Origin of the sequence: Streptococcus sanguinis (genome assembly GCF_050220005.1) — a bacterium.
GTDB classification, from domain to species: Bacteria; Bacillota; Bacilli; order Lactobacillales; family Streptococcaceae; genus Streptococcus; species Streptococcus sanguinis_Z.
Genome location: NZ_CP071413.1, coordinates 100152 through 125909, shown reverse-complemented (window position 1 = coordinate 125909; position 25758 = coordinate 100152). Strand labels below are relative to the sequence as shown.

General features: G+C 42.1%; 25 protein-coding genes. 8 read left to right on the top strand and 17 right to left on the bottom strand.

What is annotated here, in order from left to right:
- The first annotated feature begins 39 nt into the window (after nucleotides 1-39).
- Nucleotides 40-1296, top strand: a complete 1257-nt coding sequence (locus J1C86_RS00690; protein WP_125409568.1) for an ISL3 family transposase — start codon at nucleotides 40-42, stop codon at nucleotides 1294-1296.
- 37 nt (nucleotides 1297-1333) lie between these two features.
- Here J1C86_RS00690 and spx read toward each other — a convergent pair whose 3' ends face one another.
- The 3 genes from spx to J1C86_RS00675 form a co-directional block, all read right to left on the bottom strand.
- Nucleotides 1334-1732 carry a transcriptional regulator Spx gene (gene spx, locus J1C86_RS00685; RefSeq protein WP_002894078.1) on the bottom strand — a complete coding sequence of 133 codons (399 nt, stop codon included), beginning with the start codon at nucleotides 1730-1732 and terminating at the stop codon, nucleotides 1334-1336.
- An 85-nt stretch (nucleotides 1733-1817) separates the two neighbouring features.
- On the bottom strand, nucleotides 1818-2966 hold the full coding sequence (gene recA, locus J1C86_RS00680; protein WP_049552832.1) for a recombinase RecA: 1149 nt from the start codon (nucleotides 2964-2966) through the stop codon (nucleotides 1818-1820).
- 58 nt (nucleotides 2967-3024) lie between these two features.
- Nucleotides 3025-4281, bottom strand: coding sequence for a competence/damage-inducible protein A (locus J1C86_RS00675; RefSeq protein WP_185757533.1), 1257 nt, complete (start codon nucleotides 4279-4281; stop codon nucleotides 3025-3027).
- A gap of 270 nt (nucleotides 4282-4551) precedes the next feature.
- Here J1C86_RS00675 and J1C86_RS00670 point away from each other — a divergent pair, with 270 nt between their 5' ends.
- Entirely contained in the window at nucleotides 4552-4962 is a 411-nt protein-coding gene (locus tag J1C86_RS00670; RefSeq protein ID WP_125409572.1) for a helix-turn-helix domain-containing protein, read from the top strand.
- Between the two features lie 212 nt (nucleotides 4963-5174).
- Here the strand turns inward: J1C86_RS00670 and J1C86_RS00665 are convergent, their stop codons facing one another.
- The 4 genes from J1C86_RS00665 to J1C86_RS00650 all read right to left on the bottom strand — a co-directional run bounded on the left by J1C86_RS00665 (nucleotide 5175) and on the right by J1C86_RS00650 (nucleotide 8674).
- Entirely contained in the window at nucleotides 5175-5666 is a 492-nt protein-coding gene (locus J1C86_RS00665) for a hypothetical protein (protein WP_002922685.1), read from the bottom strand.
- Nucleotides 5663-6286: an ATP-binding cassette domain-containing protein gene (locus tag J1C86_RS00660; protein ID WP_002922687.1), complete on the bottom strand. Its 624-nt coding sequence runs from the start codon at nucleotides 6284-6286 to the stop codon at nucleotides 5663-5665. The genes J1C86_RS00665 and J1C86_RS00660 overlap by 4 nt, the downstream gene beginning before the upstream one ends.
- Nucleotides 6286-8268, bottom strand: coding sequence for a hypothetical protein (locus J1C86_RS00655; RefSeq protein WP_061602988.1), 1983 nt, complete (start codon nucleotides 8266-8268; stop codon nucleotides 6286-6288). The genes J1C86_RS00660 and J1C86_RS00655 overlap by 1 nt, the downstream gene beginning before the upstream one ends.
- 67 nt (nucleotides 8269-8335) lie before the next feature.
- Nucleotides 8336-8674 carry a hypothetical protein gene (locus tag J1C86_RS00650; RefSeq protein WP_002894090.1) on the bottom strand — a complete coding sequence of 113 codons (339 nt, stop codon included), beginning with the start codon at nucleotides 8672-8674 and terminating at the stop codon, nucleotides 8336-8338.
- Nucleotides 8675-9061: 387 nt separating this feature from the next.
- On the opposite strand from J1C86_RS00650, the gene J1C86_RS00645 reads away from it, so the two are divergent.
- Entirely contained in the window at nucleotides 9062-9910 is an 849-nt protein-coding gene (locus J1C86_RS00645; RefSeq protein ID WP_061602989.1) for a helix-turn-helix domain-containing protein, read from the top strand.
- Nucleotides 9911-9919: 9 nt separating this feature from the next.
- Here the strand turns inward: J1C86_RS00645 and J1C86_RS00640 are convergent, their stop codons facing one another.
- Nucleotides 9920-10492, bottom strand: a complete 573-nt coding sequence (locus tag J1C86_RS00640; protein WP_061602990.1) for a DNA-3-methyladenine glycosylase I — start codon at nucleotides 10490-10492, stop codon at nucleotides 9920-9922.
- Between the two features lie 9 nt (nucleotides 10493-10501).
- Nucleotides 10502-11092: a Holliday junction branch migration protein RuvA gene (gene ruvA, locus J1C86_RS00635; protein WP_125409067.1), complete on the bottom strand. Its 591-nt coding sequence runs from the start codon at nucleotides 11090-11092 to the stop codon at nucleotides 10502-10504.
- 167 nt (nucleotides 11093-11259) lie between these two features.
- Here ruvA and J1C86_RS00630 point away from each other — a divergent pair, with 167 nt between their 5' ends.
- Both J1C86_RS00630 and J1C86_RS00625 read left to right on the top strand, forming a co-directional pair.
- Nucleotides 11260-11763: a helix-turn-helix domain-containing protein gene (locus tag J1C86_RS00630; protein WP_004185136.1), complete on the top strand. Its 504-nt coding sequence runs from the start codon at nucleotides 11260-11262 to the stop codon at nucleotides 11761-11763.
- Nucleotides 11747-12268 carry an RDD family protein gene (locus J1C86_RS00625; RefSeq protein ID WP_168956407.1) on the top strand — a complete coding sequence of 174 codons (522 nt, stop codon included), beginning with the start codon at nucleotides 11747-11749 and terminating at the stop codon, nucleotides 12266-12268. The genes J1C86_RS00630 and J1C86_RS00625 overlap by 17 nt, the downstream gene beginning before the upstream one ends.
- 35 nt (nucleotides 12269-12303) lie before the next feature.
- Here J1C86_RS00625 and mutL read toward each other — a convergent pair whose 3' ends face one another.
- A complete protein-coding gene (gene mutL / locus J1C86_RS00620; protein ID WP_111675153.1) occupies nucleotides 12304-14247 on the bottom strand; it encodes a DNA mismatch repair endonuclease MutL in 1944 nt (647 codons plus the stop codon).
- A 184-nt stretch (nucleotides 14248-14431) separates the two neighbouring features.
- Here mutL and J1C86_RS00615 point away from each other — a divergent pair, with 184 nt between their 5' ends.
- A complete protein-coding gene (locus J1C86_RS00615; protein WP_111675152.1) occupies nucleotides 14432-14872 on the top strand; it encodes a LytTR family DNA-binding domain-containing protein in 441 nt (146 codons plus the stop codon).
- Complete coding sequence (locus J1C86_RS00610; protein ID WP_111675151.1) at nucleotides 14869-15339, top strand: DUF3021 family protein; 471 nt, start codon at nucleotides 14869-14871, stop codon at nucleotides 15337-15339. Before J1C86_RS00615 ends, J1C86_RS00610 begins: the two co-directional genes overlap by 4 nt.
- 48 nt (nucleotides 15340-15387) lie before the next feature.
- Here J1C86_RS00610 and mutS read toward each other — a convergent pair whose 3' ends face one another.
- Both mutS and argR read right to left on the bottom strand, forming a co-directional pair.
- Nucleotides 15388-17937 carry a DNA mismatch repair protein MutS gene (gene mutS, locus J1C86_RS00605; protein ID WP_125409069.1) on the bottom strand — a complete coding sequence of 850 codons (2550 nt, stop codon included), beginning with the start codon at nucleotides 17935-17937 and terminating at the stop codon, nucleotides 15388-15390.
- Nucleotides 17938-18014: 77 nt separating this feature from the next.
- Nucleotides 18015-18452, bottom strand: coding sequence for an arginine repressor (gene argR / locus J1C86_RS00600; protein WP_002894105.1), 438 nt, complete (start codon nucleotides 18450-18452; stop codon nucleotides 18015-18017).
- Nucleotides 18453-18752: 300 nt separating this feature from the next.
- Between argR and argS the strand changes: the two genes are divergently transcribed.
- A complete protein-coding gene (gene argS, locus J1C86_RS00595; protein ID WP_125409071.1) occupies nucleotides 18753-20441 on the top strand; it encodes an arginine--tRNA ligase in 1689 nt (562 codons plus the stop codon).
- A 32-nt stretch (nucleotides 20442-20473) separates the two neighbouring features.
- Here the strand turns inward: argS and nrdI are convergent, their stop codons facing one another.
- From nrdI to malQ, 5 genes are all read right to left on the bottom strand, one after another.
- Nucleotides 20474-20962 carry a class Ib ribonucleoside-diphosphate reductase assembly flavoprotein NrdI gene (nrdI, locus tag J1C86_RS00590; protein WP_125409073.1) on the bottom strand — a complete coding sequence of 163 codons (489 nt, stop codon included), beginning with the start codon at nucleotides 20960-20962 and terminating at the stop codon, nucleotides 20474-20476.
- 62 nt (nucleotides 20963-21024) lie between these two features.
- Entirely contained in the window at nucleotides 21025-21543 is a 519-nt protein-coding gene (locus tag J1C86_RS00585; RefSeq protein WP_002905578.1) for an ABC transporter permease, read from the bottom strand.
- A gap of 32 nt (nucleotides 21544-21575) precedes the next feature.
- Nucleotides 21576-21740 carry a hypothetical protein gene (locus tag J1C86_RS00580; protein WP_185755755.1) on the bottom strand — a complete coding sequence of 55 codons (165 nt, stop codon included), beginning with the start codon at nucleotides 21738-21740 and terminating at the stop codon, nucleotides 21576-21578.
- A complete protein-coding gene (gene glgP / locus J1C86_RS00575) occupies nucleotides 21722-23983 on the bottom strand; it encodes a glycogen/starch/alpha-glucan family phosphorylase (RefSeq protein ID WP_125409075.1) in 2262 nt (753 codons plus the stop codon). The genes J1C86_RS00580 and glgP overlap by 19 nt, the downstream gene beginning before the upstream one ends.
- Nucleotides 23984-24016: 33 nt before the next feature.
- Nucleotides 24017-25528, bottom strand: a complete 1512-nt coding sequence (gene malQ, locus J1C86_RS00570; RefSeq protein ID WP_002922704.1) for a 4-alpha-glucanotransferase — start codon at nucleotides 25526-25528, stop codon at nucleotides 24017-24019.
- Between the last annotated feature and the right edge of the window lie 230 nt (nucleotides 25529-25758).

The window sequence follows — 25758 nt, the reverse complement described above, 5'->3', positions numbered from 1 at the left end:
ATAATGAAAAGCGACCAAACCATCATTAGAAAGACTCTTATGGAACAGTTCAATTTTATCACAAACTTACTGGGAATAAAAGACCAGAACATTACTATTTTGGATGTTCTAGATGCTGGAACTCATAAAGAAATTATCTCTAAGCTAGATTATCCTGCTCCTAAATGCACTCACTGTCAAGGACAAATGGCTAAATATGACTTCCAGAAAGAATCCAAAATTCCATATCTAGAGTGTGCAGGATATAAAATCCTGATTCGATTAAAGAAACGCCGTTTCCGATGTAAAGTCTGTAGGAAAGTAGCTGTCGCAAAGACTTCCTTAGTCAAGAAGAATCACCAAATCGCAACCATCGTCAAGCAGAAAATCGCTCAAAAACTAATCGAGAAAGTCCCTATGACAGCTATCGCTGAAAGCCTAGCTATCTCCACTTCCACCGTCATTCGTAAATTGAAAGAATTCAAGTTCAACGTGAACCTCAACTACCTTCCAGAATACATGAGCTGGGATGAATACAGCTTCAAGAAAGGAAAGATGAGCTTCATTGCACAGGATTTTGATTCAAGAAAGATTGTAGCTATCTTATATGGGCGGACACAAGGGGCTATTCGCAATCATTTCCTTCGTTATTCTAGACAGGTGAGAAGCCTAGTAAAAGTCATTACCATGGACATGTTTAGTCCCTACTACGATATTGCCAGAAAACTATTCCCAAACGCTAAAATCGTGCTGGATCGCTTTCACATTGTGCAACATCTCAGCCGTGCTATGAGTCGTGTTCGTGTTCAAATCATGAATCAATTTGATCGAAAATCGCACGAATATAAGGCACTGAAACGCTACTGGAAACTGCTCCAACAAGATAGCCGGAAAATCTGCCATAAACGATTTTATCGTCCAACTTTTCGTATGCATTTGACCAATAAAGAGATTCTGGAAAAGCTTCTCTCTTACTCTCAAGAACTCAGAGAACACTATGAACTCTACCAACTCTTACTTTTTCAGTTTCAAGAGAAACAAGCTGAACATTTCTTTGGACTCATTGAAGAAACCATTTCTTGTATAAATCCTATCTTTCTAACTGTTTTTAAGACCTTTTTGAAAGATAAGGACAAGATCCTGAATGCACTGGAATTACCCTACTCAAACGCAAAACTAGAAGCTACTAACAACCTCATCAAAGTAATCAAGCGCAACGCTTTTGGCTTTCGGAACTTTGACAACTTTAAAACTAGAATCCTCATCGCTTTGAATATCAAAAAGGAGAGGACTGATTTAGTCCTCTCCAGGATATGACTTTTTAGCAACCCACTACAGTTGACAAAGAGCCAGATTAGAGAGCTGCCCGCAGACGAGCTTCTGCATTTTCAACATTGCGAACAGAACGTGGCAGAAAAGCACGGATATCATCTTCTTTGTAACCAACTTGGAGACGTTTATCATCCACTAAGATAGGACTTTTCAAAATACGCGGGGTCTCCATGATGATGTCAAGAACTTCGTTGACACTCAATTCTTCAATGTCAACACCCAAACCCTTAGCATAGCGGTTTTTTGATGAAACAATGCTCGCGATACCATTTTCTGTTTTGGTTAAAATATCCAGAAGTTCCTCTTTGGTGATGCCTTCTTTGCCTAAATTCTGTTCTTTATAAGTTAATTGATGAGCGTTTAGCCAGGTTTTTGCTTTTTTACAACTAGTACAACTTGAGACAGTATAGATTGTGATCATGTAAGTACTCCTTTCGCTACACGATACTAATATCGTAGTCTATTATATCACAAAAACCATCGGTCTTGCGACCTATTTTGCAAAATTACTCTTCAATTTCGATGGCATCTTCCAAATCAAGAGTCACTTCTTCCATCGTTTCCACAGGACTGTCAGCCTTGTTGCCAACTGTTTCTTCCAGCTCGTCTCCATCAATCAAACCATAGCGTACACGAACCTGACGGTCAATTTCGTCAAAGACTTCTGGATGATCAGCCAAGTACTTCTTAGCATTTTCAGAACCTTGACCGATTTTTTCATCATTGTAGGAGTACCAAGCACCAGCTTTTTTGATGATATCCAAATCAGTCGCAATCTTAATCAGCTCACCTGTCTTAGAAATACCTTCTCCGTACATGATTTCCACGAAAGCTTCTTTGAATGGCGGAGCTACCTTATTTTTAACGACCTTGATCTTGGTTTCTTTACCAACATTGGTATCCTTCTCATCACCAGTACCTTTGATTTGAGTATTACCGCGAACATCCAGACGGACAGAAGCATAGAACTTCAGTGCACGGCCACCTGGTGTTGTTTCAGGATTACCAAACATAACGCCAACTTTTTCACGCAGCTGGTTAATGAAAATCGCAATCGTCTTCGTTTTGTTGATAGAAGCAGACAGTTTACGCATGGCCTGGCTCATCATCCGAGCCTGCAAACCAACGTGACTGTCACCGATATCGCCATCGATTTCCGCACGTGGTACCAGAGCTGCAACTGAGTCCACAACCACCAAATCCACCGCACCTGAGTCAATCAGCTTACCGGCAATTTCCAGCCCCTGTTCTCCAGAATCAGGTTGAGACAGCAGCAACTCATCAATATTGACACCCAGAGCAGCTGCGTAGGACGGATCCAAAGCATGCTCAGCATCGATAAAGGCTGCGATACCACCTTCTTTTTGCGCTTGAGCAACTGCGTGAAGAGCAACGGTTGTCTTACCAGAAGACTCTGGACCATAGATTTCAATAATCCGTCCCTTAGGATAACCCCCAGCGCCAAGGGCAATATCCAAGGCCAAAGAGCCAGAACTCATAACTTGAACCTTTTGCTCTGCCCGCTCGCCCAGACGCATAATGGCTCCCTTACCAAAATCCTTTTCAATGTTTTTAAGAGCATTATCCAAGGCTTTTTGGCGCTCATCGCCGAATTTCTTTGAGATTTCGTCTAATTTTTTTTGTTTCTTTGCCATTTATTTCTCCTGTTTTTTCTAAAATGTCTTTTGGCCATCTTCGTCATTATACCAAAAATCAGCTATTTAATAAAGTTTTTCGTACTAGGTTGAAGGCGTGCAGAACAGCAATTTTCCGCACATCACGCCGACTTCGTCCAGCAATATTGACCTTAATAGTTTCCGTTCCAGCAGCACTAGCTAAGCCGATAAAAACAGTCCCTGCTGGATGGTCTTCCAGTGAATCTGGGCCAGCCACACCTGTCAGACTGACAGCCAAGTCGCTTTCGGTTAGCTTTCTAGCCTGCTCTGCCATTTTCCCAGCCGTAAAAGCTGAAACAACTCCATGCTTCTCCAAGTCTCCCAGTGGAATATCCAGCATCCGGCTCTTTTCCTCCATGCTGTAGGTGACAAAGCCACCTGAAAAAATGGAAGAGGCTCCAGCAAAATCTGCCAAGGTCGCCTGAAAGAGGCCAGCTGTCAGACTCTCTGCTGCCGAAATCGTCTTTCCTTGACTCTTGAGCAAATCAAAAGCCACCTGTGCCAAGGAATTGTCATCCCCATAACCATAGAAAATCTCTGACAGTGATTGCCCCTCAAAAGTCTTATGGGACAAAATTTCCTTTTCCACAGCCTCAAACTTGGTGTCGGCTTCTGCCTGACTCAGAGCCTTGGTAGACAGTCGTAGGGTAACTTCTCCTGTCTTTGCATAAGGAGCAATGGTGGGGTCACTCTGCTGCTCAATCATCTCTGACAAAATAGTCACTAGCTGACTCTCGCCGATACCAAAGAAACGCAACACCCGTGAATACAATTTCTGGCCTGTGGATAAGAGGGGAACCAGCTCGTTATTGACCATGGGTTTGAGCTCACTAGGCGGGCCAGGCAGGACTACATAGGTCACTCCGTCTGCTTCTAACAAGCCTCCAACTGCTAAACCAGTCGCATTTGGTAACGGAGTCGAGCCTTCAACCAGCTGGGCCTGACGCTCATTATTGGGCGTTCGAGCATAATCTGGTCGACTAGCAAAAAAGCGATCCAGCTTTTCCACAGCCTGTGAGTCAAAATTGAGCTCACGCCCTAAGAACTTAGCCAAGGTCTGCTTGGTCAAATCATCCTCTGTTGGACCCAAGCCTCCTGTCAGGATAATCAGATTACTGCGCCTTTGGGCAATTTCCAAAACAGAGAGGAGACGATTTTCATTGTCCCCTACTGCTGTCTGAAAATAGACATCAATCCCCAGACTCGCAAGTTTTTCAGATAAAAATTGGGCATTGGTATTGACAATCTGACCCGTCAGAATCTCAGTGCCCACAGCAATAATTTCTGCTTTCATAGAACCTCCTACCTTACTATTCGGAATTGGCTTTATTTTATCACAAAAAATCTTAAAAAAGTTGATTTTCATTTCAGGAAATAAAAAGAGCTGTCAAGTTCCTTGACAAACTTGTCAATATGCTGTGGAAAACTTTTAAAAAGGATTGGTGTTATGCAGAATAACTAGATTGTTAGGGAAATGCTATTGGCAAATGGTTTCATTATTTTTATAATAAAGATGAAAAAAGAAAATCATCTAAATAATTTTATTTGAAGAAAGGAGATCATCATGAAAATTTCACAAGTTCTCAAAGATATTCGTCAACAAAATCAACTCACTCAGGAGGCTTTGGCGGAAAGACTCAAGGTTTCCCGCTCTGCTATTGCCCGTTGGGAAAGCGAAAAAGGTATCCCTGATATTGGAAATCTCATCGCTATCAGTCGGGAGTTCGATATCAGTCTGGACACAATCATCAAGGAGGATGAGCGCTTGGAGAAAAAGGTCATAGAAGACAGTAAAGCTAAGAAATGGCATTATCTAGTCATTCTCTACCTTTTTTCCATCTTGGTTTATATTGGTGTCTTTGCTTACTTGCACCATATCTTTATGGCTGGCTTCCTCATCTCTACTCTCTTCATGCTCTTTTACGAGCTGCGCATCTTTATCAAGGAAAAGATTTGGAGGCAGAAGGATAACTAAACGAAATTCCTTGGATGTTAGAAAACCAAGGAATTTTTTCTATGAAACAAGGAATATAGTCGCACTATTATGAAAGAGAACAGACAAGCAAAGAAAAAGAGGAAAGTAAAACTGCAGCTACCTTTGACAAATGAGCTGAATCAAGATTAGATTTTGTATTTCAAAAATTTATTGGAACTTTTGTCTTTATGCGTTTGTCGTGTCATCATAAATTATTTTTTAAACGCTTCGTATAGTTTTTTATAGAACTCTTTCTTTTCTTTTTTTTGATTATTAAACTCTTTTTTGCCGTAATCAAAATTCGCTACTGAAAATCCCTTGCCATCATCAGAAAAAGTGAAGAATTCTATCCCAATCAATTTATTATTTTTAGCATCTACTACAGTAGTTCCTAAATTATTGTTAAATTGTTTAACTTCTTCTTCACTAACCCCAAACCCCATAGCAGTGCCATCTGCAATAATATTTGAAAACACTTCTTCTGAAGATGCTACTTCTTTGACAGATATTAGATAGACAGCATCTTCTGTTTCTACTTGCCTTACCTTATCCCATCTTTCGGTATCATTCGAAGAGATTGTATAGACTGTTAAATCCACCGAAGGTTTATTGGGATTTTCTTTTTTAATCACTTGTTTGCCAATTAAGACGATTGCGAGTACTCCAATGACTAGTAGCAAACTAATATAAATTTTCTTTTTCATGCCTGACTTCCTATATCTTTTATGTCAACGATAACATCAACTTTACTATATACAGCTGGATCATGTGTTGCTATAATAACATAATTATTCTTGGCTGCTTCACTCAATAATAAGTTGATGATTTCATTCCCAATCTCACTATCCAAGGCTCCTGTAGGTTCATCCGCTAAAATAATTTTACGCGGTTTCATTAACATTCTTGCAATAGCTACACGCTGAGCCTGTCCCCCAGACAATTCATATATTTTATGTTTTAAATAGTCCGTAGAAAGGCCTACTTTTTCAAGTATCTCAGATATAATCTTTTTGTCTTTATTGAGGAGTTTTAAATTATCATATACTGTTTTGTTTTCTATCAAAGAATAATTTTGGAATACATACCCAATAGTATTTTTAAAATAGGTTCTTTCTTTGGTTTTCCAAATATCCTGTTTATCAACTAACACTTTTCCACTGTCAATTTTTTCTAGCCTTCCTATAATGTTTAGCAAGGTACTTTTACCTGAACCCGAACCGCCAATCAAGGCGTAGCTTTTCCCAGCTTCAAAGGTTAAATTTAAATCTGTAAATATTTCTTTTGAGCCATATTTTTTTGTAACATTCACAATTTCAATTGTCATTAGTCATCCCCTTTTAGAATTTGAGTGTATCTATCAGATAATTTTCTGAAACTTATTATCATTGACATCATTAAAACCGTTAAAGAAGCAAGACCAATATACAATAACTCTATTTGTCCAGTCATGATAAATGTCAATAAGATAACCATTATAATCGTTATCATAAAATATTTTAGACTTGAAATGGCTATACCTGTTTTCGATAGGCCTAAAATGATTTTTTTGACATAGTCATTCTGTTTTAAGGCAACAAACATTTGAGCATATTGATAAATGAGTAGAAATACAATTCCACAAATAATTATTTGCAGTATTTTTGAAAGGAGAATTTGGTGCTCTAAAGATTGAATATTAAGTTTCACAGTTTGGTAAACCTCGACTGGATTGATTGAAAAATTCAAACTAGCACTCAAATCGTTGATGTCCTTAATTGCTTCTGGACTAAAAAGTGAGTTATATATGATATTGCTTGCCAAAATAAAATCGTTAGTTTCTACCATTTTATCAGTATCTAATACAACCACTATATTACTCTTACTATTTGTCACACTTTCCAAAGGTAGATTATCTTTATTTTCAGGGACACTACTGCCATTTTCATTGAAATAGAAAAATTCTTGCCCATCAGGAATGACTTGCACCGTAAGATCATCTTTTGTATAGTTTGTACCAGTAAATTGTTCTGCTACAACCGTATTCTCGATTGATGCCTTATTCTCTTTAAATTTATTAGGAATATAGATGGTTGCTATTTTATTATCTAAAATACGATAGTTTGTTCCATTAACTTTATTTTGTACCTTAGCACCTGTTTGATTGATATAAACCAGCTCTTTATTAACCTCTGGATTCGTTATCCCATCACTTTTTAATTGCTTAGAAAAATCTTCTGTAACATGAGAAGTTTTCATAAAATCTGGAACATAGGCTGAAGATGATTTGATATATATAAAATCCAGTTTTTTTAAGGCTTTAGCAATCTCTATATACTTAGCTCCTGAGTCATTTGCTTCTTCTCCATTAGTAACAGATTCATTTTCAATACCCAAAAACTCTAGTCTTTTCCAATCTTTTACTGCACTCCATGGTTCTAAATGCTTTATCTGTATATTTATCTTTGATTGACTAGCCTTTGTTTCCCGTAAAAAGACTCCTGAAACAACTATTATGCTAGAAATAACCGCAAGCCATACGATAAAAATGAGGCTGTTTTTGGCCTTATTTTTTATAATTTCAATAGGCTTTTCAACCTGAATCGTCAGCCAAAATAAAACAAAGGTGATGAGATCAATGATTTGAAAAATTATAAAATTGGTTAGAAGTAAAGAGAAGAATAACTTGGAACTATAGGTGAAGAGACCACTCCCCAGAAAAGAGCCATAGAAAACCATCAATAAAGCAACTAAAATCAGCTCAAAAGTAACAGAAATTAAATAATCCTTTTTTAGGTTATACACAGGCAATCCTAAAGAACGTCTTATCATCCCTTCTTTAATCTTTCTCGCTCTAACAACAAATAAAACAACTAATAAGGTTAAGTAAATTGAAATCATTAACAAAAATCTTAAAGAGCCAGTAAATTGTATCATTCCTCCCATATACCAAGGGTAAGCCATATATACTACTTGCAGACCTGTAGACGTAAGTTTTTTTAAACCATTTGAATCTATTTCCCCTAGAGTATAGTACATCCCTGTTATCGGTATAGACTTTAATTGTTCATGGCTGGCATCATCAAGATTTATATAAGTCAACTGCCCTGAATTCTGAACCACCGGCTTGTATATTTTAACTTTTTTTTCTTCTGATAGGCCACTAATCATTTGATACACTTCTTCATTAGAAAGATTGCTTTTCCCTTGAATGGAGAAGGCACCATCAATTGGTAAAGGTATTGGTTTTTGAGTATCACTAATACTAACCAGACCAATGGCAGCAATTAAGCAAAAAAAGAGTCCTATAACACCTAATTTTAATTTCATAAGCTCCTACCTATATTATAAAAGACCCTATAATATTATTGGGTCTTCCAACTTTCATAAACTATTGTTAAAATTTAAAGTAGTTCCAATGTGCATTTAATCGAACATCATTCCAACTTTTTGTTGAACTTGACATTGCCCATCCATATTTTTGAGAATCAGATGACTTAACAGTTCCCCAAAGATTAGTTATCGAAGATTTTGAACCAATATTATTCGGAGATTTAACATAGTAATTAGAATAACCATAGTTATCATTCACACCATAATTCCATTCATCAATAATCGGATATGGGGCTGGATATGCTACTTCTGCACTAACGATACTAGTCATAGTAGTTAGCCCAAAACCTAAAGAAACTGTAGCTAATAAAGCTAATGTTTTATTTTTAATTCTTATTTTCATAACTACACTCCTATATTGAATATTTTATAGTTTTTAGAGAATATTTTACCTTTCCAATTTATAGCTTAGCTAGTCACAATCAACGACCCCTTGGTCTCACCTCCTTTAATTTTATAGATTCTAATTTTTAAATATATATATATTTAATCTTTGCCTACTTTTTTGAATTATTTAGTCCATTGGACTCGCCCCTTTCCTATTCTATTCACTTTACCCCCATGGCCACCACCATGGAGATACACCTGTAGTAACTATTGACGTTACCGCCAGTAAAATTAAATTGTACACAATTTTTTTCACATTGCCCTCCCTTTTATTTCATGATATACTATTTTAAAATATTTTTTCAAAATGTAGCTTTTAGTAACATTTTAAAAAGGAGTTCTTATGCGCTGGGATTATGGAAAAATCTATAAAGAAATTAGAAAATCAAAAGGGTTGACTCAAGAAGAAATTTGTGGAGATTTTTTAGCTCGCTCAACTTTGGCACGAATTGAAAGCGGGCAAGTCGTGCCAAAGTTCGATACCATGATTTTTTTACTTCGCCAGATAGATATGACACTAGAAGAATTTAAATACATTTGTGATTATTATCAACCTAGTCAACGGCAGAAAATTTTAAATTCTCTGTATAACCAAGGTGAGTCTATTGTAGGGACAAAAGGTTTGTTACAACTAAAGAGAGAATGCGAGGCATATCTATATAAACATTCCGATATTCCGATTAAACATGCTTTAGATATCATCAATATTACTATTCATCTGAGACAAAATGGAATTTCTGAGACAAAAGAAATTAATGCTACTACCAATAAAATTTGGGCGTATTTAGAAAAACAGGACACTTGGTATGAAAGTGACTTTCGACTGCTTTCTACCATCCTTTATTTCTTCCCTTTAGAAAATATCAAACAATTTACCCAAAAGATTTTAAATAGCATAAAAAAATACCAATCATTTCGCTATGGGAATAATCTACAAATCGGACTCTTAGTCAACCTTTCTACCATCTATCTTTATAATGGATTAAAGAGAGAATGCGCTGAAATTACTACGTACATTTACGATTTGTCAAAAAAAGAAAAACGTTATGATTCCCTCGGGCTTTCACAGATTCGACTTGGAATTTGCAAAAATGATAACGAATTAATAAAAAAAGGGATTGCTCTACTACAACTTGCCGATGAAAAAGAGCTAGTAAAATCTCTAAAAGAAGAAATTGAAAAATACCGTTGAGAATCTTTCTCAAACGGTATTTTTACGTGGATTAAAATCACAATCATTTTCATGATCGTTGATAAGGCCAGCTGCTTCTAGGAATGAATAGACACAAACGGGACCGACAAATTTGAAGCCTTGCTTTTTCAGCGCCTTGGACATAGTTTCTGACAGCTCTGTCTTAGTAGGTGCTTCCTTGTAGTTCGTAATTTGATTGTCAATCGTTTTGAAATCTACAAAGGACCAGACAAAGTCATTAAAAGAGCCAAACTGCTTTTGAACAGCCAAAAAAGCTTGGGCATTAGCCCTAGTTGCATAAATCTTCATCTTGTTACGGATGATGTCGGGATTATCCAACAAACCATCCAGATCTGCATCTGTCATCTGAGCAATTTTCTGGGCATCATAGAAATGAAAAGCTTCCCGAAAAGCCTGACGTTTATTCAGAATGGTCTCCCAAGAAAGTCCAGCCTGATAGGTCTCCATGCAGAGCAATTCAAATAATTTCTGATTATCATGGAGGGGTTTGCCCCACTCCTCATCATGATAGGCTACATACAAGGAGTTGTTCATTTTTACCCAGCCGCATCGTTTGGTCATAACTTTCTCCTATTTCACCAACATCTTAAGGGCTGACTTGATATAGTTTTCTGCTGTATCCGTCGTTCCTTCAAAGAATTTCTTGATTTTCTTGAGCTCAGCAGCTTTGTAGCCCAGAGCCAGCATGGCTTCCATGGCTTCTTCAAGCTCTTGATTATCCGCAGTCTGGACGGGCGCCTTGCTTTCTGCCAGACCATCCGCCGCCACTACCTTGCCTTCCAAGTCCAGCACCATCTGCTGGGCTGTTTTCTTGCCAATTTTAGGAAACTTGGTCAGGTAGGTGATATTTTTCTGCTCAATGGCTTGCACTAAGCCAGCATTATCATCCGCCGCAATAATTGCCAGGGCAGACACTGGGCCGATACCTGAGACTGAAATCAAGCTGAGAAAGAGTTGCTTCTCCTCCTCAGTCGCAAAACCGTACAGGAGCTCCGCGTCTTCCCTCACCACCTGGTGCACATAGACCTTAGCTTCCTGATGAAGACGCCCTGAGTATGCATAGGGGTTGGCCACATGAAGAATATAGCCGATAGAGTTGACTTCCAATACGATGTACTTGGCTGTAATTTTACTGATGATTCCTTTAAAATATTCGTACATAATCTTCCTTCTTTTTGTATCATTTTGCCTATCTAGTATATCATATTTTCTGTCTGGAAACTGCAAATAGAAGTGCAACCAGCGGTTGACAAAATGTACAGGAAGCTGTATTCTCAAGATAAATAAAAGCTGTTAGGATAGAGATAGAAAAAAAGGAGGCTGTGATGATGAAACTCGCTGATAAATTATTTGAACTAAGAAAAGAAAAAGGCTGGTCACAAGAAAAGCTGGCAGAACAAATCAATGTCTCTCGCCAAAGCATTTCCAAGTGGGAATCTGGCCAAGCACTGCCAGAGCTGGAAAAAATTGTAGAGCTGAGCAAGATTTTCCAGGTGACGACAGATTATCTGCTTTTAGAAGAAAGTGACAAACCAGAAATAAAACCTGTCCTCTCAGAAGACGAAAAAGATCGCTACTATAAGGAAGTGAAATCTTATGGTTTCTGGCAGGTTCTGTATATTTTTATATCAGCTCTGGCTATTTTTCTCTTCTTCGCAGGTTCCAGCTTTCCAGCAACATTCACTGCCCTGGTCTGGTTGACTTTCTTCCTCTTAATCGCATCAGCAATGGCTATTAACAAGGCACTAAAGATTAAGAAAAAGTATCTGGACAAGGTTATAGGCCTTGATGATTCTGAGAAAGAAGGTGCTCAAGATGAAACTAAAAACTGACAATCCCATACCTGTCAAAACTCGTCTGAAAGAGCTGCTTGGAGACTGGCTCTTCATCTCATTCTATCTCATTTCTCTTTTTTTACTAGCTATGGGCTTTTACAATCTGGTTCTAGGAGGCATTCCTTCATTCACTGAAGCTCAGAGCCAACTTCTGGCTTTTTCTAGCTCCGTCCTGCCTCTAACTATCATCTTTGCTTGGCTAGACTATCGAAAAGGAAGTCTTGGCAAGCGTTGGGCAGGTTTACAGTTGGTTTACAAACATAGGAGCCTTTCCCACAGCCTTTTGCGCTCTGCTATCAAATTTTTCCCTTGGCAGCTGGGACATATGGGAGCTATCCGTAGTGCTTATCAAGCAGATGCCCTGTCAATTTTCTTGTCAACTTCAGCAGGGATTCTCTTCTTGATCTTTCTGCTGATGGGACTGCTTCGCAAGGACAAACGCCATCCAGCTGATTTGCTTGCTAGAACACAAGTTCAGGTCAAACATCAAAAACAGCTCTAGTTCTATGACTAGGGCTGTTTGATCTTCTATACAGTTTAGTATTTCCCTAACTCCCGCAGGCTAGTATGATTTTCCTGAATGCGGCGGAACATTTTTTCCATATCCGACTTGGTAAAATTGACTAAGACCGGTCGGCCGTGTGGGCAGTTGTAAGGATTGTCACACTGGGACAGCTGAAAGAGCAAGTCACGCGCAGAGTAGTCATCCAGACTGTGATTGGCCTTGATGGAGCGTTTGCAGCTCATCATAATGGCTAGCTCTGCTCGATATTTCTTGATGGAAACTTCCTTGGTCAGGAGAAGCATATCACACATTTCATAGATGCCGGCCTCAATCTCCTCTTCCTTGAACCAAATGGGATGCTCACGGAGGATAAACTGATTGGCTCCGTACTCTTCTAAAAAGATGCCAGCATCTTCTAACAGCTCCATCCGCTGCTTGATTCGCAGCATATCGTCTGCTGGAAATTCAAAGATATAGGGCACCAAGAGCTGCTGCTGGCTATTGTCCACATCCCCTATCTTCTCCCGATAATACTCATACTTGACCCGCTCTTGGGCAGCATGCTGGTCAATAATGTAAAGACCACCCTTGCCCTGAGCAAAGAGATAAGTGCCATGCATCTGGCCGAAATATTCTAACTCTGGGAAGCTTGACTTCTCTTCCTGTTCCAACTTATCCACAGCCCGCTCCAGACTGGCCTGATCTAGCTCTGGATGATCTAGTTGGTCATAGCTGGCTAGCTTTCTCTCTGCAAATTTGACTGAAGTTGGTTGTGGCTCTGCTTTTTCATTTGTCGCTTCATGAACAGGCCCTGCTGATTCTTCAAAGGATAGCTGCTGCTCGGCCACCTGTGGCTTGAGGAAAAAGTCATTCTGCTCCTTATCGTAGTAGAGGCGATTTTCTTTCAGCGGAAGACTGGTCTGTTCGGGCTTAGTCGCACGCTTAACAGTTGATTTGGCTAGATTTTCCAAAGCATCCGGGATAAGATCCTGCTCCTTGAGACTGGTTGCAATAGCTTGCGAAATCAAGGCCATGAGTTCCCGCTCTTTAGAAATTCGCACCTCTTGCTTGGTCGGATGGACATTGACATCTGCCAGATAGGGATCAATCTGGATATTGATGACCGCTAGTGGGAAGCGGCCTACCATCAGCTTGCTGCCGTAGCCGTCCAAAATAGCACGATTGAGTAGGAAATTCTTAATGTAGCGGCCGTTAATGAGGATCGTAATATAATTACGATTCGCACGAGTCAACTCAGGCAGGCTGACATAGCCACTCACTTCAAAGTCCAAATCTGAAGCAGAGATTTCCACCATTTTCTTAGCTGTTGCCAAACCATAGATTCCTGAAATAGCCTGACGCAGATTACCACTGCCGGCAGTCCGTGTCATTTCGCGGCCGTCACTGATAAGGGTGAAAGCTACTTCCGGATGGGCCAGACTGAGCCGATTAATCACATCAACGATATGGGACAGCTCAGCCTGCTGGCTCTTCATATACTTGAGCCGGGCCGGAGTATTGAAGAAGAGATCTTCTATCTTGATTTTCGTTCCCACCGGACTGCTGGTAGGCACATGCTCTTCGATCTCACCGCCTTGGGCAACCAGCAGGGTCCCGTGCTGGCCGGCTTCCGTTGCTGTTTCAATGGTAAAACGCGAGACAGAAGCAATGGAAGGAATGGCCTCACCACGAAAACCCAATGTCCGAATCCGAAAGAGATCCGCCTGCTTCTTGATTTTGCTGGTAGCATGGCGGCGAAGTGCCAGAGGGACATCTTGGTGCTCTATGCCCTCGCCATTGTCCGTTACCTGAATGCTCTTGAGTCCGGCCTCCTCGATTTCGATAGTAATCTGACTTGCACCCGCATCAATTGAATTTTCCACCAGCTCCTTGACCACGCTGCTAGGTCGCTCAATGACCTCACCTGCCGCAATCTGATTGGCCAGAATTTCTGGAAGTTCGATAATTTTTGACATCTTTTTCTCCGTATTTGTTCTGCTATCTATTATAACACATTGGGCTTTTTCTATCAGAAGGGAGCCTTATCTCGACCACTCTGCTCACCATTCAAACCAAATAGACACAGATAGCTGCCACATAGACACAAGGGCTTGTTTTCGCTACTAAGTTGCGGTTTAATAAAGATGAAAGGAGGAAGTTATGAAAGTTAAGCTAAGAATCGATTCTCAAGTCACCGAAGACTCCGTCAGCATTGAGGCTCGCCTTATGACAGAAAGCATTCAGGAATTGGTCCACTTTGCTCAACATCTAGGCAAAGAGGACAAGATTCATGTCAAGAAAGAAGACGACATCTATCTGCTGGACGCTAAGGAAATCCACCGAATCTATACAGAAAATCGTCAGGTTCGGGTCCGAACGGCAAAAGACAGCTATCGAACTCAACAAGCTCTTTATCAATTGCTGCAGATCCTACCGGACTATTTCCTGCAGATTTCTCAGTCGGAGATTATCAACAGCCAACAAATCAGCCACCTCAAGCTGACTCCAAATGGTCTGATTCAAATATTTCTGAAAAACGGCGATCAGACATACTCGTCCCGCCGCTATCTCAAATCCATTAAAGAAAGGTTGCAATTATGAAAACTCGTCTTAAAGAACTCTTTTTCGGAGGGATTGGAGGGATTTTCATCGGTCTCTTCTTCTCCATGATTGTTTCTTATTTTTACAATCCAGCTTATCTACCGCTTCACCCTCGCTCTCCTATCGGCCACTTCTTTTTGAGCCAGCATGTCCATGTTTCCCTCATCATGCTCTACTGCATGCTTATCTGGTTTAACATGGGAGCTGTTTTCAGATGGAGTGGAAGCTTCTTCCAAAGAGATTGGAGCATCCTGCGCTCCGTCGTCAGCCACTATGGAGTGATGATTCTGAGCTTTGCACTTTTGGCTAATCTAGCTGGATTTTTCCCAAGAGAAAAACTACTCAGCCTGACACTGACTGCCGTCGGGGAATTCACCCTCATCTATCTAATCATTTCAGGTGCCATCTACTACCGCACTTACCGCAACATTCAAAAAATCAATAGCCGTTTGTCTAGAAAATCGTGAGAAACAAAAAGAACAGACTTGAGGCATTAACAAGTCTGTTCTTTGCTTTTACAGCTTTTTCTTGAGATCGGCCACTGCTGCCATGACTTCCAGAGGAGTCATATTATAGATGTCCAAGTCTCGTAGTTCAGTCAGGACTGGATTTCCCGATCCTTCTGCGAAAAGAGACATCTGCTCCGCCACTTGCGAACGTGTTTGTCTAGATTCAGCAGGAAGCTCTGAGCCTAGCCCTGTATCCTGACTTTCCAAATGACTCAAAATGCTATCCGCCCGCTCCAGTAATTTCTCAGGAAGTCCGGCAATCTTCGCCACATGAATTCCGTAGGACTTGTCAGCCGGACCCGGCTCAATCTTATGCAGGAAAGTCACCTGCCCGTCCTTTTCCAAGGTTGCCACATGGACATTTTCCAAATGCTCCAAGCTGTCCTCTAAGGCTGTCAGCTCATGATAGTGGGTGGCAAAGAGGGTTTTGGCCCCAGTATAGTGATGAATGTGCTCGATAATAGCCTGAGCCAAGGCCATCCCATCATAAGTCGCCGTCCCACGACCCAGCTCATCAAAGAGGATGAGCGAACGATCGCTGGCCTGCCGAATGGCCCGATTGGCCTCCATCATCTCCACCATAAAGGTGGACTGGCCGGACACCAAATCATCCGCTGCGCCGATGCGAGTGAAAATCGCATCGAATAGCGGCAGACTGGCAGACTGAGCGGGCACATAAGATCCCATCTGTGCCATGATGACGATGATAGCCAACTGGCGCATATAGGTCGATTTCCCGCTCATATTAGGCCCGGTAATCAGCTGGATGTCCGTTTCCTGATCTAGCAGAATACTATTTGGAATGTAGCTTTGGGCACCCATGACCTTTTCCACAACAGCATGCCGACCTTTTTCAATCTGCAGACGGCGCTCCGCAGTAAAGACAGGGCGCACCAAATGCAGTTGTTCTGCCACCGCAGCAAAGCTCTGCAAGACATCTACAGCTGCCAGCGTTTGTGCCAAGGCCTGCAAGCGCTGGATGTATTTGCCAGCTTCCTCGCGAATCCGCATGAAAATCTCGTATTCCAGATTAGCAGATTTTTCACGCGCCTCCAACATCTCTCCCTCAATCCGGGCCAGCTCCTCCGTTCCGAAACGCTCAGAATTTTTCAGGGTCGCCTTGCGAAAGAAATGACTAGGCACATGAGCCAGTTGGGAATTGGTCACGTGGAAATAGTAACCATCTTTTTTATTGTAATCAATCTTCAAATTGCTGATGCCGCTGTTGGCACGTTCTTTGACTTCCAGCTCCGCAATCCATCCAGTCCCCTCCCTCAGCACAAGCCGATACTGATCCAAGGTCTCATCAAAACCAGTCTGAATAATATTGCCCTCGGTGATGATATGAGGTGCATCCGGCGAAATAGCTGAGCTAATCAAGCCCGCCAACTCTGGAATAGGATCCAAGCCCTCAATCAAACGAGCTAGATGAGGGCTGCCAATCCCTTGCAGGATAGCCTTAATCTGAGGCACATTGCCCAATGTAGCTGCCAACTGCAGCAGATCCTTGGGATTGGTCTTGCAAAAAGACACCCGACTAGCCAGCCGCTCGATATCATAGACTCCCTTTAAGCTCTCCGTCAAATCACTCCGCTCAAAGAAATGATCCAGAAAAACCTCGACGACATTCTGCCGCTGACTAATTCGCGCTTCATCAATCAGCGGACGCTGGAGCCAAGAGCGCAGCATACGGCCACCCATGGCCGTCTTGGTCTCGTCCATCAGCCAATAAAGACTGCCGTGCTTCTTGCCCGAACGAGCATTTTCTGTCAAATCCAGACTCGCCTTGGTGGCATAGTCCATTTGCAGAAAGTCCTTGATTTCATAATGCTGGGCCTTCTTTAAATGGCTGAGCTCCCTCATCTGAGTCCGGTGCACATACTCAAGCAATTTCCCCGCTGCCTGACGCTCCATAGGAGACAGTTCCTCGCCCAGCAGCTGGACATCGTCCAAGGCCGTCTGTACATAGGACAGCAAAAGATTCATCTGTCCAGCCAAGACCTGCTCCTCAGCTTCTGGCAAAGCATAGCCCAGCACCACTTCCCTAGCCTTCAAATTACGGATTTCCCCGCAGACCAAGGCAAAGTCCTCTAAACTAGTCACCTGAAACTCACCGGTCACCAAGTCCATATAAGCCAGACCATAGAGGCCCTCTGAGTAATCCAGAGCTACCAGAAAGTTATTAGCAGAGTCCGGCTTACTGGAGTCCACCACCGTCCCCGGTGTGATAACCTGAACGACCTCCCGCTTGACAACTCCTTTGGCTTCCTTGGGATCTTCCATCTGCTCCGCAATCGCTACCTTATAGCCTGATTCGACCAAAACATCAATATACTGCTGAGCCGAATGATAAGGAACTCCAGCCATGGGAATGGGATTTTCTGCATTTTTATTGCGGCTGGTGAGGGAAATCTCTAAAATCTGGGCGGCATTGACCGCATCATCATAAAATAACTCATAGAAATCTCCCATCCGAAAGAGCAAGAAAGCATCTGGATAGTCCTTTTTGATATCCAAATACTGCTGCATGCCTGGCGATAACTTTTCTACTGCCATCTCTATCCTTTCTAAAAACAAACGAGGTCAGGACTTCCGTCTCAAACCTCTCCATTTTTCCTGAAAAACTGTGATTCTTACATCACTTCCTGTATTTGCTCCTCAATCTCCTGAGCCGCTGCCTGATCCCGGCAAACCACTAAAAGAGTATTGGCACCCGCAACGGTCCCCAGAATACGGCTATCGAACGAATTGTCCACGACATTGGCTAGCACTGTTGCCTCTCCCAGGCCCGTGCGAAGAACCAGACTAAACTCTGCCCTGGCCACACTCTCCACATGCTTGGCTAAAAACTCTATAAAATCAATCTCTTCAGTCTCATGCGCCAAAACATAATAAGTCAGCCCCTTCTTCTTAACCTTGGTCAGACCAATTTCACGAAGGTCACGCGACAGGGTAGTCTGTGTTACATAAATCCCTTGCGCTTCCAGACGATCCTGAATCTCCTTTTGCGTTCCTAGCTTTTCCTCCTTAATCATCGTTTTGACTAACTGATGACGGTCATTCTTTCTCATTTTTACCTCATTATTGAATATTTAGAAGCTGCATTCATGAAGAATACTCCATCCGATGAAAAACTGCTTCTCCATCAATCTAAGCAAAGATTTGCAGGAATACTGAGAATAAACAAAAAACTTTAACCAAGAGTGTCAGAGAAGGAAGCATTTAGATGGAAAACTCATCTATAAATACAGGTTCTTATCCCTCTTATTATATCAGAAAAATTCCTATTAGCCCAAAAATTATTCCCAAAAAAATTGAAGATTCCTTGAAAAATGTGATAAAATAATAACAAAAGACACAAAGGAGCAAATATGGATAACAAACAGTTGATTGCCGGCGAATTGGCCAAGGTTATTGACAGCCTTGATCAAGACGCTATTTTAAATTTATTGGAGCAGCCAAAGAGCTCTGAACTTGGCGATATCTCCTTCCCAGCCTTTTCTCTGGCAAAGACTGAGCGCAAAGCTCCTCAAATCATCGCTGCTGACATCGCTGAAAAGATTGACACAGCGCATTTTGATAAAGTCGTTGCGACTGGTCCTTATGTCAACTTTTTCCTCAGCAAGGCTGAAATTTCTGGCCAAGTCATCAAAGAAGTCATCAAAGACGGAGCTGATTATGGCCAGCAAAACGAAGGAAATAATCAGAATATCACCATTGACCTGTCCAGTCCAAACATTGCCAAGCCTTTCTCAGTCGGCCACTTGCGCTCTACTGTTATCGGTGACGCTCTTTCCAACATCTTCCGCAAGATTGGCTACAACACCATCAAAATCAACCACTTGGGAGACTGGGGCAAACAGTTTGGTCTCCTGATGGTAGCTTATAAGAAGTGGGGAAGCCAGGAAGCTGTTGAAGCCAACCCAATCGACGAGCTCCTCAAACTCTACGTGCGTATCAATGCCGAGATTGAAAACGACCCATCTCTGGATGAAGAAGGCCGCCTTTGGTTCAAGAAGCTGGAAGATGGAGACCCAGAAGCAACTGAGCTCTGGCAATGGTTCCGCGATGAAAGCCTGACAGAATTCAACCGTATCTACGAACTCCTAGGTGTCAAGTTTGACAGTCTAAACGGCGAAGCCTTCTACAACGACAAGATGGACGAAGGGATTCAAATCCTCGAAGAAAAAGGGCTTTTACAGGAATCCAAAGGAGCTAGCATTGTAGACTTGGAAGACTTTAACCTTCCGCCTGCTATGATTAAAAAATCAGACGGTGCTACCCTCTACATCACACGTGATATCGCAACAGCCATCTACCGGGCCCGCACTTACAACTTTGTCAAAAATGTCTATGTTGTAGGTCAAGAGCAGGCCAACCACTTCAGACAGCTCAAGGCCGTTCTGAAAAAGATGGGCTTTGACTGGAGCGATGACATGATTCACGTTGACTTCGGTCTGGTGACTAAAAATCGTCAAAAACTGTCTACACGTAAAGGAAATATCATCCTCCTCGAACCAACTCTGCTGGAAGCTATCAGCCGGGCTAAGAGCCAGATTGAAGCTAAAAACCCAGATTTGGAAAACAAGGACGCTGTTGCTCGTGCAGTTGGGGTAGGAGCAGTTAAGTTCTACGACCTCAAAACCGACCGCCGCAATGGTTACGATTTTGATCTGGAAGCTATGGTTTCTTTCGAGGGAGAAACAGGTCCTTACATCCAGTATGCCTATGCTCGTATCCAGTCTATCCTGCGCAAGGCTAACTTCCAGCCAGATGCAGAGGCTACGTACAGCCTAAACGATCCAGAAAGCTGGGAAATTATCAAGCTGCTCCAAGACTTCGGTCGCGTTGTCAAACGTGCTGCTGATAACTATGAGCCATCTCTGATTGCCAAATACGCTATCAGTCTGGCTCAAGCCTTTAACAAATACTATGCGCACACTCGGATTCTGGATGAAAGCCCTGAGCGCGACAGCCGTCTGGCTCTCAGCTACTCAACAGCTGTTGTCCTCAAAGAAGCTTTGCGTCTGCTGGGAGTAGAAGCGCCAGAAAAGATGTAAGCTTGCTTTAGAAACATCAAAAAACGAAAACCTCACTGGTTTTCGTTTTTTTCAATGTGATAGAGCTCCTCAATAATTCCTGCAACCTTCTTAATGTCTCCCAACATGCCACGCATTTCAAAATCGGCCAAAACTGGAAAACCGAAGCGCTCTGAATATTGTTTAGCGGTCAGACAATATTGATTATTAAAGTTACGATTGCCGCTGCCAATGACACCTAGGCACTTGCTGGCATTCTGACCGTAGGCGATAAAATCCCCTACATCGGTTGTCAGAATTTCTACATCGCCATTGTCCACACCATTGCCACCCTCCAGATAAGTCGGCAGAAAAGCGATAAAAGGATTGTCCATTTCAAAAAAGGGCTGCCCTTCCTTTACCAGATCTTTGATATGAATCTTCTCTACTTCTATACTTGGATGCTGCTCTAGCAAATAGTCTGTCAGTCGACGGACAAAACTCTCTGTATTGCCGCTCAAGCTGATGTAAACCAAGGAAACCTTTGTCATTTTACTCTCCATTCTAAAAAATAACAGATATTGCTTCTTAAAATTGTAAGCACTTATCTGTTATTTGTCAAATTTTATTCCTTTGCAGCTAGTTCTGCTTTTTCAGCCTCTTTTTGCTGCTGGATTAGCTTAAAGATGACGATGGAAAGGAAGATTAGGCTAATGACTACTGAAAGGAGAATGGAGAAATTCAGCCCCGTCATCTGTGCCGAAAGAAGAGTTGAGTCTGAAAAAGAAGAAGCTATAATTCCCTTTGATACCACATAAGCATAGGCTGTCGAAATCAAGCCCACAAGAACATCGGCAATGTAGATAAGATTGGCCTTAAATATATCTTTCCTAAAAAGGAAGAAAAGAGCCACTATTAAGAGAACGATGTGCCCGTAAAAAAAGAAATTATTGGCTAGCGAATTCGCCACTTCTGCACTCTTGCTAAAATAAGTGGCATACTGGGATTTTGCTGGTTCTTCTATCTGCTTAAGAATGCTTTTTACTCCAGCATCAGAAGAAGTGAACTTGCCAAAAAGTCCCCACAAAGTTCCCACGGTTGACAAGCCCAGCAAAACATAAAGATAAATTGGTTTCTTTTTCATGAACGCCTCCTGTAAAGAAATATTTTCACTTATTATACACCGAAAAGAAAAAGCTGACAAGGCCAAGAGGCTTTCACCTTTTCAGAAGCCCACACAATAGCTAAATCCTTATTCATTTCTTCGACTAAAAAATCAAAGCCGAAACACTGCTGTCTCGGCTTTTTTGATTTAAAGAATATTAGCTGTTCAAGTGCCATACTTCTTCTTCGTATTGAGCGATAGTACGGTCAGATGAGAAGAAGCCAGCTTTAGCGATATTGACGATGACTTTGTCCATCCAAGCATCGCGGTCTTCGTAGTCCGCCAGCATGCGCTCTTTCACTTGGATATAGTCTTCCAGATCCAGCAAGGTCATGAACCAGTCCTTGCTAATCAGCTCATTGTAAAGACGTTCCAAGCGTTCAGCTTTACCGACTGCCAATACTTCATCGCTGACGATAAAGTCAACCAATGGCTTGATAGCTTCGCGCGCATAGTACTCACTAGACTTGTAAGCAGATTTTGCGTAGAGGTCAATAACAGTCTCAGAATCTTCACCGAAGATGTAGATGTTGTCTTCGCCGACCAGCTCTGCAATCTCAACGTTCGCTCCGTCCATAGTACCAAGAGTCAAAGCACCGTTAAGCATGAACTTCATGTTACCAGTACCAGATGCTTCCTTAGAAGCCAGGGAAATCTGCTCAGAAATGTCACCAGCTGCAATCAAGAAGCTAGATGCTGTAACGTTGTAGTTTTCTACCATAACTACTTGCAGATGTGGAGCCACTTTAGGGTCATTAGCAATCACTTCTGACAAGCAAAGGATAAGGTGGATGATGTCTTGTGCAATTGTGTAAGCAGGAGCAGCCTTACCACCGAAGAAGACAGTGATTGGACGAGCAGGGATGTTACCAGCCTTGATGTCCAGATACTTGTGGATAACGTACAGAGCGTTCATTTGTTGGCGCTTGTACTCATGCAGACGCTTGATTTGGATATCAAAGATAGAGTCTGGATTGATTTCCACACCTTGTGCTTCCTTCAAGTGACGAGCCAATTTACGCTTGTTGTGAGCCTTAATGCCTTCCAATTTTTCTTTAACATTTGCAGTGCCAGTGAATTCCAACAAGCCTTCGAGCTTAGTTGCATCATGGTGCCAGTCGCGGCCCAGCAACTCATCCAGATAATGAGACAGACGTGGGTTGGCATGCATGAGCCAACGACGGAAAGTAATACCGTTGGTCTTGTTATTGAATTTTTCAGGATAAATGTCGTAGAAGGCTTTGAGCTCAGAGTTTTTCAGGATTTCTGTATGCAGAGCAGCAACCCCATTGACACTGTATCCGTAGTGGATATCCATGTGAGCCATGTGTACACGATCGTCCTCATCAATGATTTGAACTGCTGGATCTGCGTATTTAGCTTTCACGCGCTTGTCAAGCTCTTTGATGATTGGTACCAGATGCGGCACTACTTCTTTCAAGAATTCCAGAGGCCATTTTTCAAGAGCTTCTGCCAGAATCGTGTGGTTCGTATAAGCAGTCATCTTCTGTACGATGGCAATTGCTTCATCCAGATCCAAACCACGTTCAGTCAAGAGACGAATCATTTCTGGGATAACCAGAGATGGGTGGGTATCATTGATTTGGATGACAGCATAGTCTGCCAAGTCGTGCAGGTTGCTACCTTTTTCAATGGCTTCGTCAATAATCAGCTGAGCACCATTTGAAACCATGAAGTACTGCTGGAAGATACGGAGCAATTCCCCTTGCTTGTCACTATCGTCTGGATAGAGGAAGAGGGTCAAGTTGCGAGCGATATCTGTCTTATCAAAGTCAATACCGTCTGTAATGATATCTGCATCCACTGAGTCCAAATCAAAGAGACGAAGACGGTTCTTAGTTTCTGTCTTGTAGCCTGGCACATCAATATCATAAAGAGTAGATGTCAGAGTGAAGTGAGCAAATGGCACTTGGTAGCTGCGGCTAGAACGAACCAACCAGTTTTGCTCAGTCAGCCAGAAGTTAGGAATAGTTGTCTGTTCGTTATTTTTCAAAACCTGTTGGAAAAGACCGAAGTGGTAGTTCAGTCCTACACCATCACCATTGAGACCCAATGTCGCAATAGAGTCCAGGAAGCAGGCAGCCAGACGGCCCAAGCCTCCGTTACCCAGAGACGGCTCCAACTCAACTTCTTCTACTTCGATCAAGTCTTTACCAGCATCTGCCAACTCTTGCTTCACATCATCGTAAAGTCCAAGATTGATCAAGTTGTTAGACAAGAGTTTACCAATCAGGAACTCTGCTGAGATATAGTAGAGTTTTTTCTTACCAGTGTTGACTGGCTTTTGAGCGCTGGCTAATTTAGTGTAGTTCAAAAGAGCCAGGTAGAGTTCTTCGTTGCTGCAATCAGCAAGATTTTTTGAATAAGTATTTTTGATATAAGTTTGTAAGTTTGACATGATTAATCCCTTCAAGCCTGATTCGGCTGTTCTTTATTCGTTAATTAAATCGGTATTCATACGACGGTAAGTCTTGGTCAAGCTGTAAAGCTCACCTTCGACGATTGGATTCAGCTCTTCAGCTGTCATCCGCCAAGTCCAGTTGCCACCAATTGTGGATGGATAGTTCATCCGTGCTGCACTGTCTAATTCCAGCAGGTCCTGCATGGTCGCAATGGCCATAAAGCTGACTGAAGCAAAGATTGTACGCAGCATTGCATGAGGTACTGTTTCGTACTCCTTACGGTTGGTGTACTGTGCCATGTACTGGCGAGTAGCGTCGTCAATCTCATCCTTGTACCAGCCCAGAACAGTATTGTTATCATGGGTTCCGGTATACATGACTGAGTTGTTTGGCGCCAGATGCGGGCTATCGATGCTTTCATCATCAGGATTGAAGGCGAATTGCAAGATCTTCATTCCTGGGAAACCAGTGCGCTCGCGCAGCTCGATCACTTCGTCCGTCATAAAGCCTAGGTCTTCTGCGATGATATTCAAATCACCCAAGGCTTCCTTAACCGCTGCAAAGAGCTTGTAGTCAGGACCTTTGACCCACTTACCAGAAGCAGATGTTTCTGAGCCAGCAGGTACTTCCCAGTAAGACTCAAAGCCGCGGAAGTGGTCGATACGGACAATGTCGTAAATCTTGAAGCTTTCACGCAGACGCTCAATCCACCATGCATAGCCATCTTTATCCATAGCTTCCCAGTCATAGATAGGATTGCCCCAAAGCTGACCAGTCTCTGAAAATTCATCTGGCGGACAGCCTGCCACACAAGTTGGCTTGCCAACAGCATCTGTCTTAAAGAAGTGCGGCTGTGCCCAGACATCAGCACTGTCAGCTGCCACATAGATTGGCATATCACCGACAATCTCGATGTGATGTTCATTAGCATAGGCTTTTAATTTTAACCACTGCTTAAAGAAGAGATACTGGGTTACACGATGATAAGTCAGCTTGTTAGCCAGCTTCTCACGATAAGAAGCGAGGCTAGTAGCCTCACGGCGGCGAATCGCTTCATCTGGCCACTCTGTCCAAGCTAGATTATCAAAATGCTCCTTGATAGCCATGTACTCAGCGAAAACTTCCAACCAAGCTGCATTTTGCTCTACAAAGCTCTCATAGTCAGATAGATCATCTGCTTTTAAGAAGCGAGCTACTGCTTTTTCCATGATTGGACGGCGAGCATCGAAAATCTTTGCATAATCTACTTTTCTAGGATCATCTCCGAAATCAGCTCCCTTGACATCTGCCTCGTTCAGCAAACCTTCTTCTATCAGAATATCAAAATCGATAAAGTAGGTATTCCCCGCAAAAGCAGAGAAAGACTGATAAGGAGAATCACCATAACTGGTCGTTCCCAGTGGCAAAATCTGCCAATAGCGCTGCTTGGTGCGAACCAAGAAGTCTACAAAATCATAAGCACTTTGGCCAAAAGATCCGATACCGTACTTGCCCGGAAGGGATGAAATGTGCATGAGCACACCGCTTTGACGTTTTTTCATTTTGTCACCTCGTTATTTTTTCCTCTACGCCTTTTCATTTTTACTTAATGCAAACGTTTGCGTCGACTTGATTATAACCTATTTTTTTTTTAAGTGCAAGGGGTTTTTGAGATTTTTTTCAATTTATTGGTTAATGGATATAATGCTCTTTTAGGACTCTCCTACTGCCCCAATTGTTTACCGTTTTTCTCTTCTTGCAAGCGTTCTCTTTTTGTGTTAAAATGTTCTTA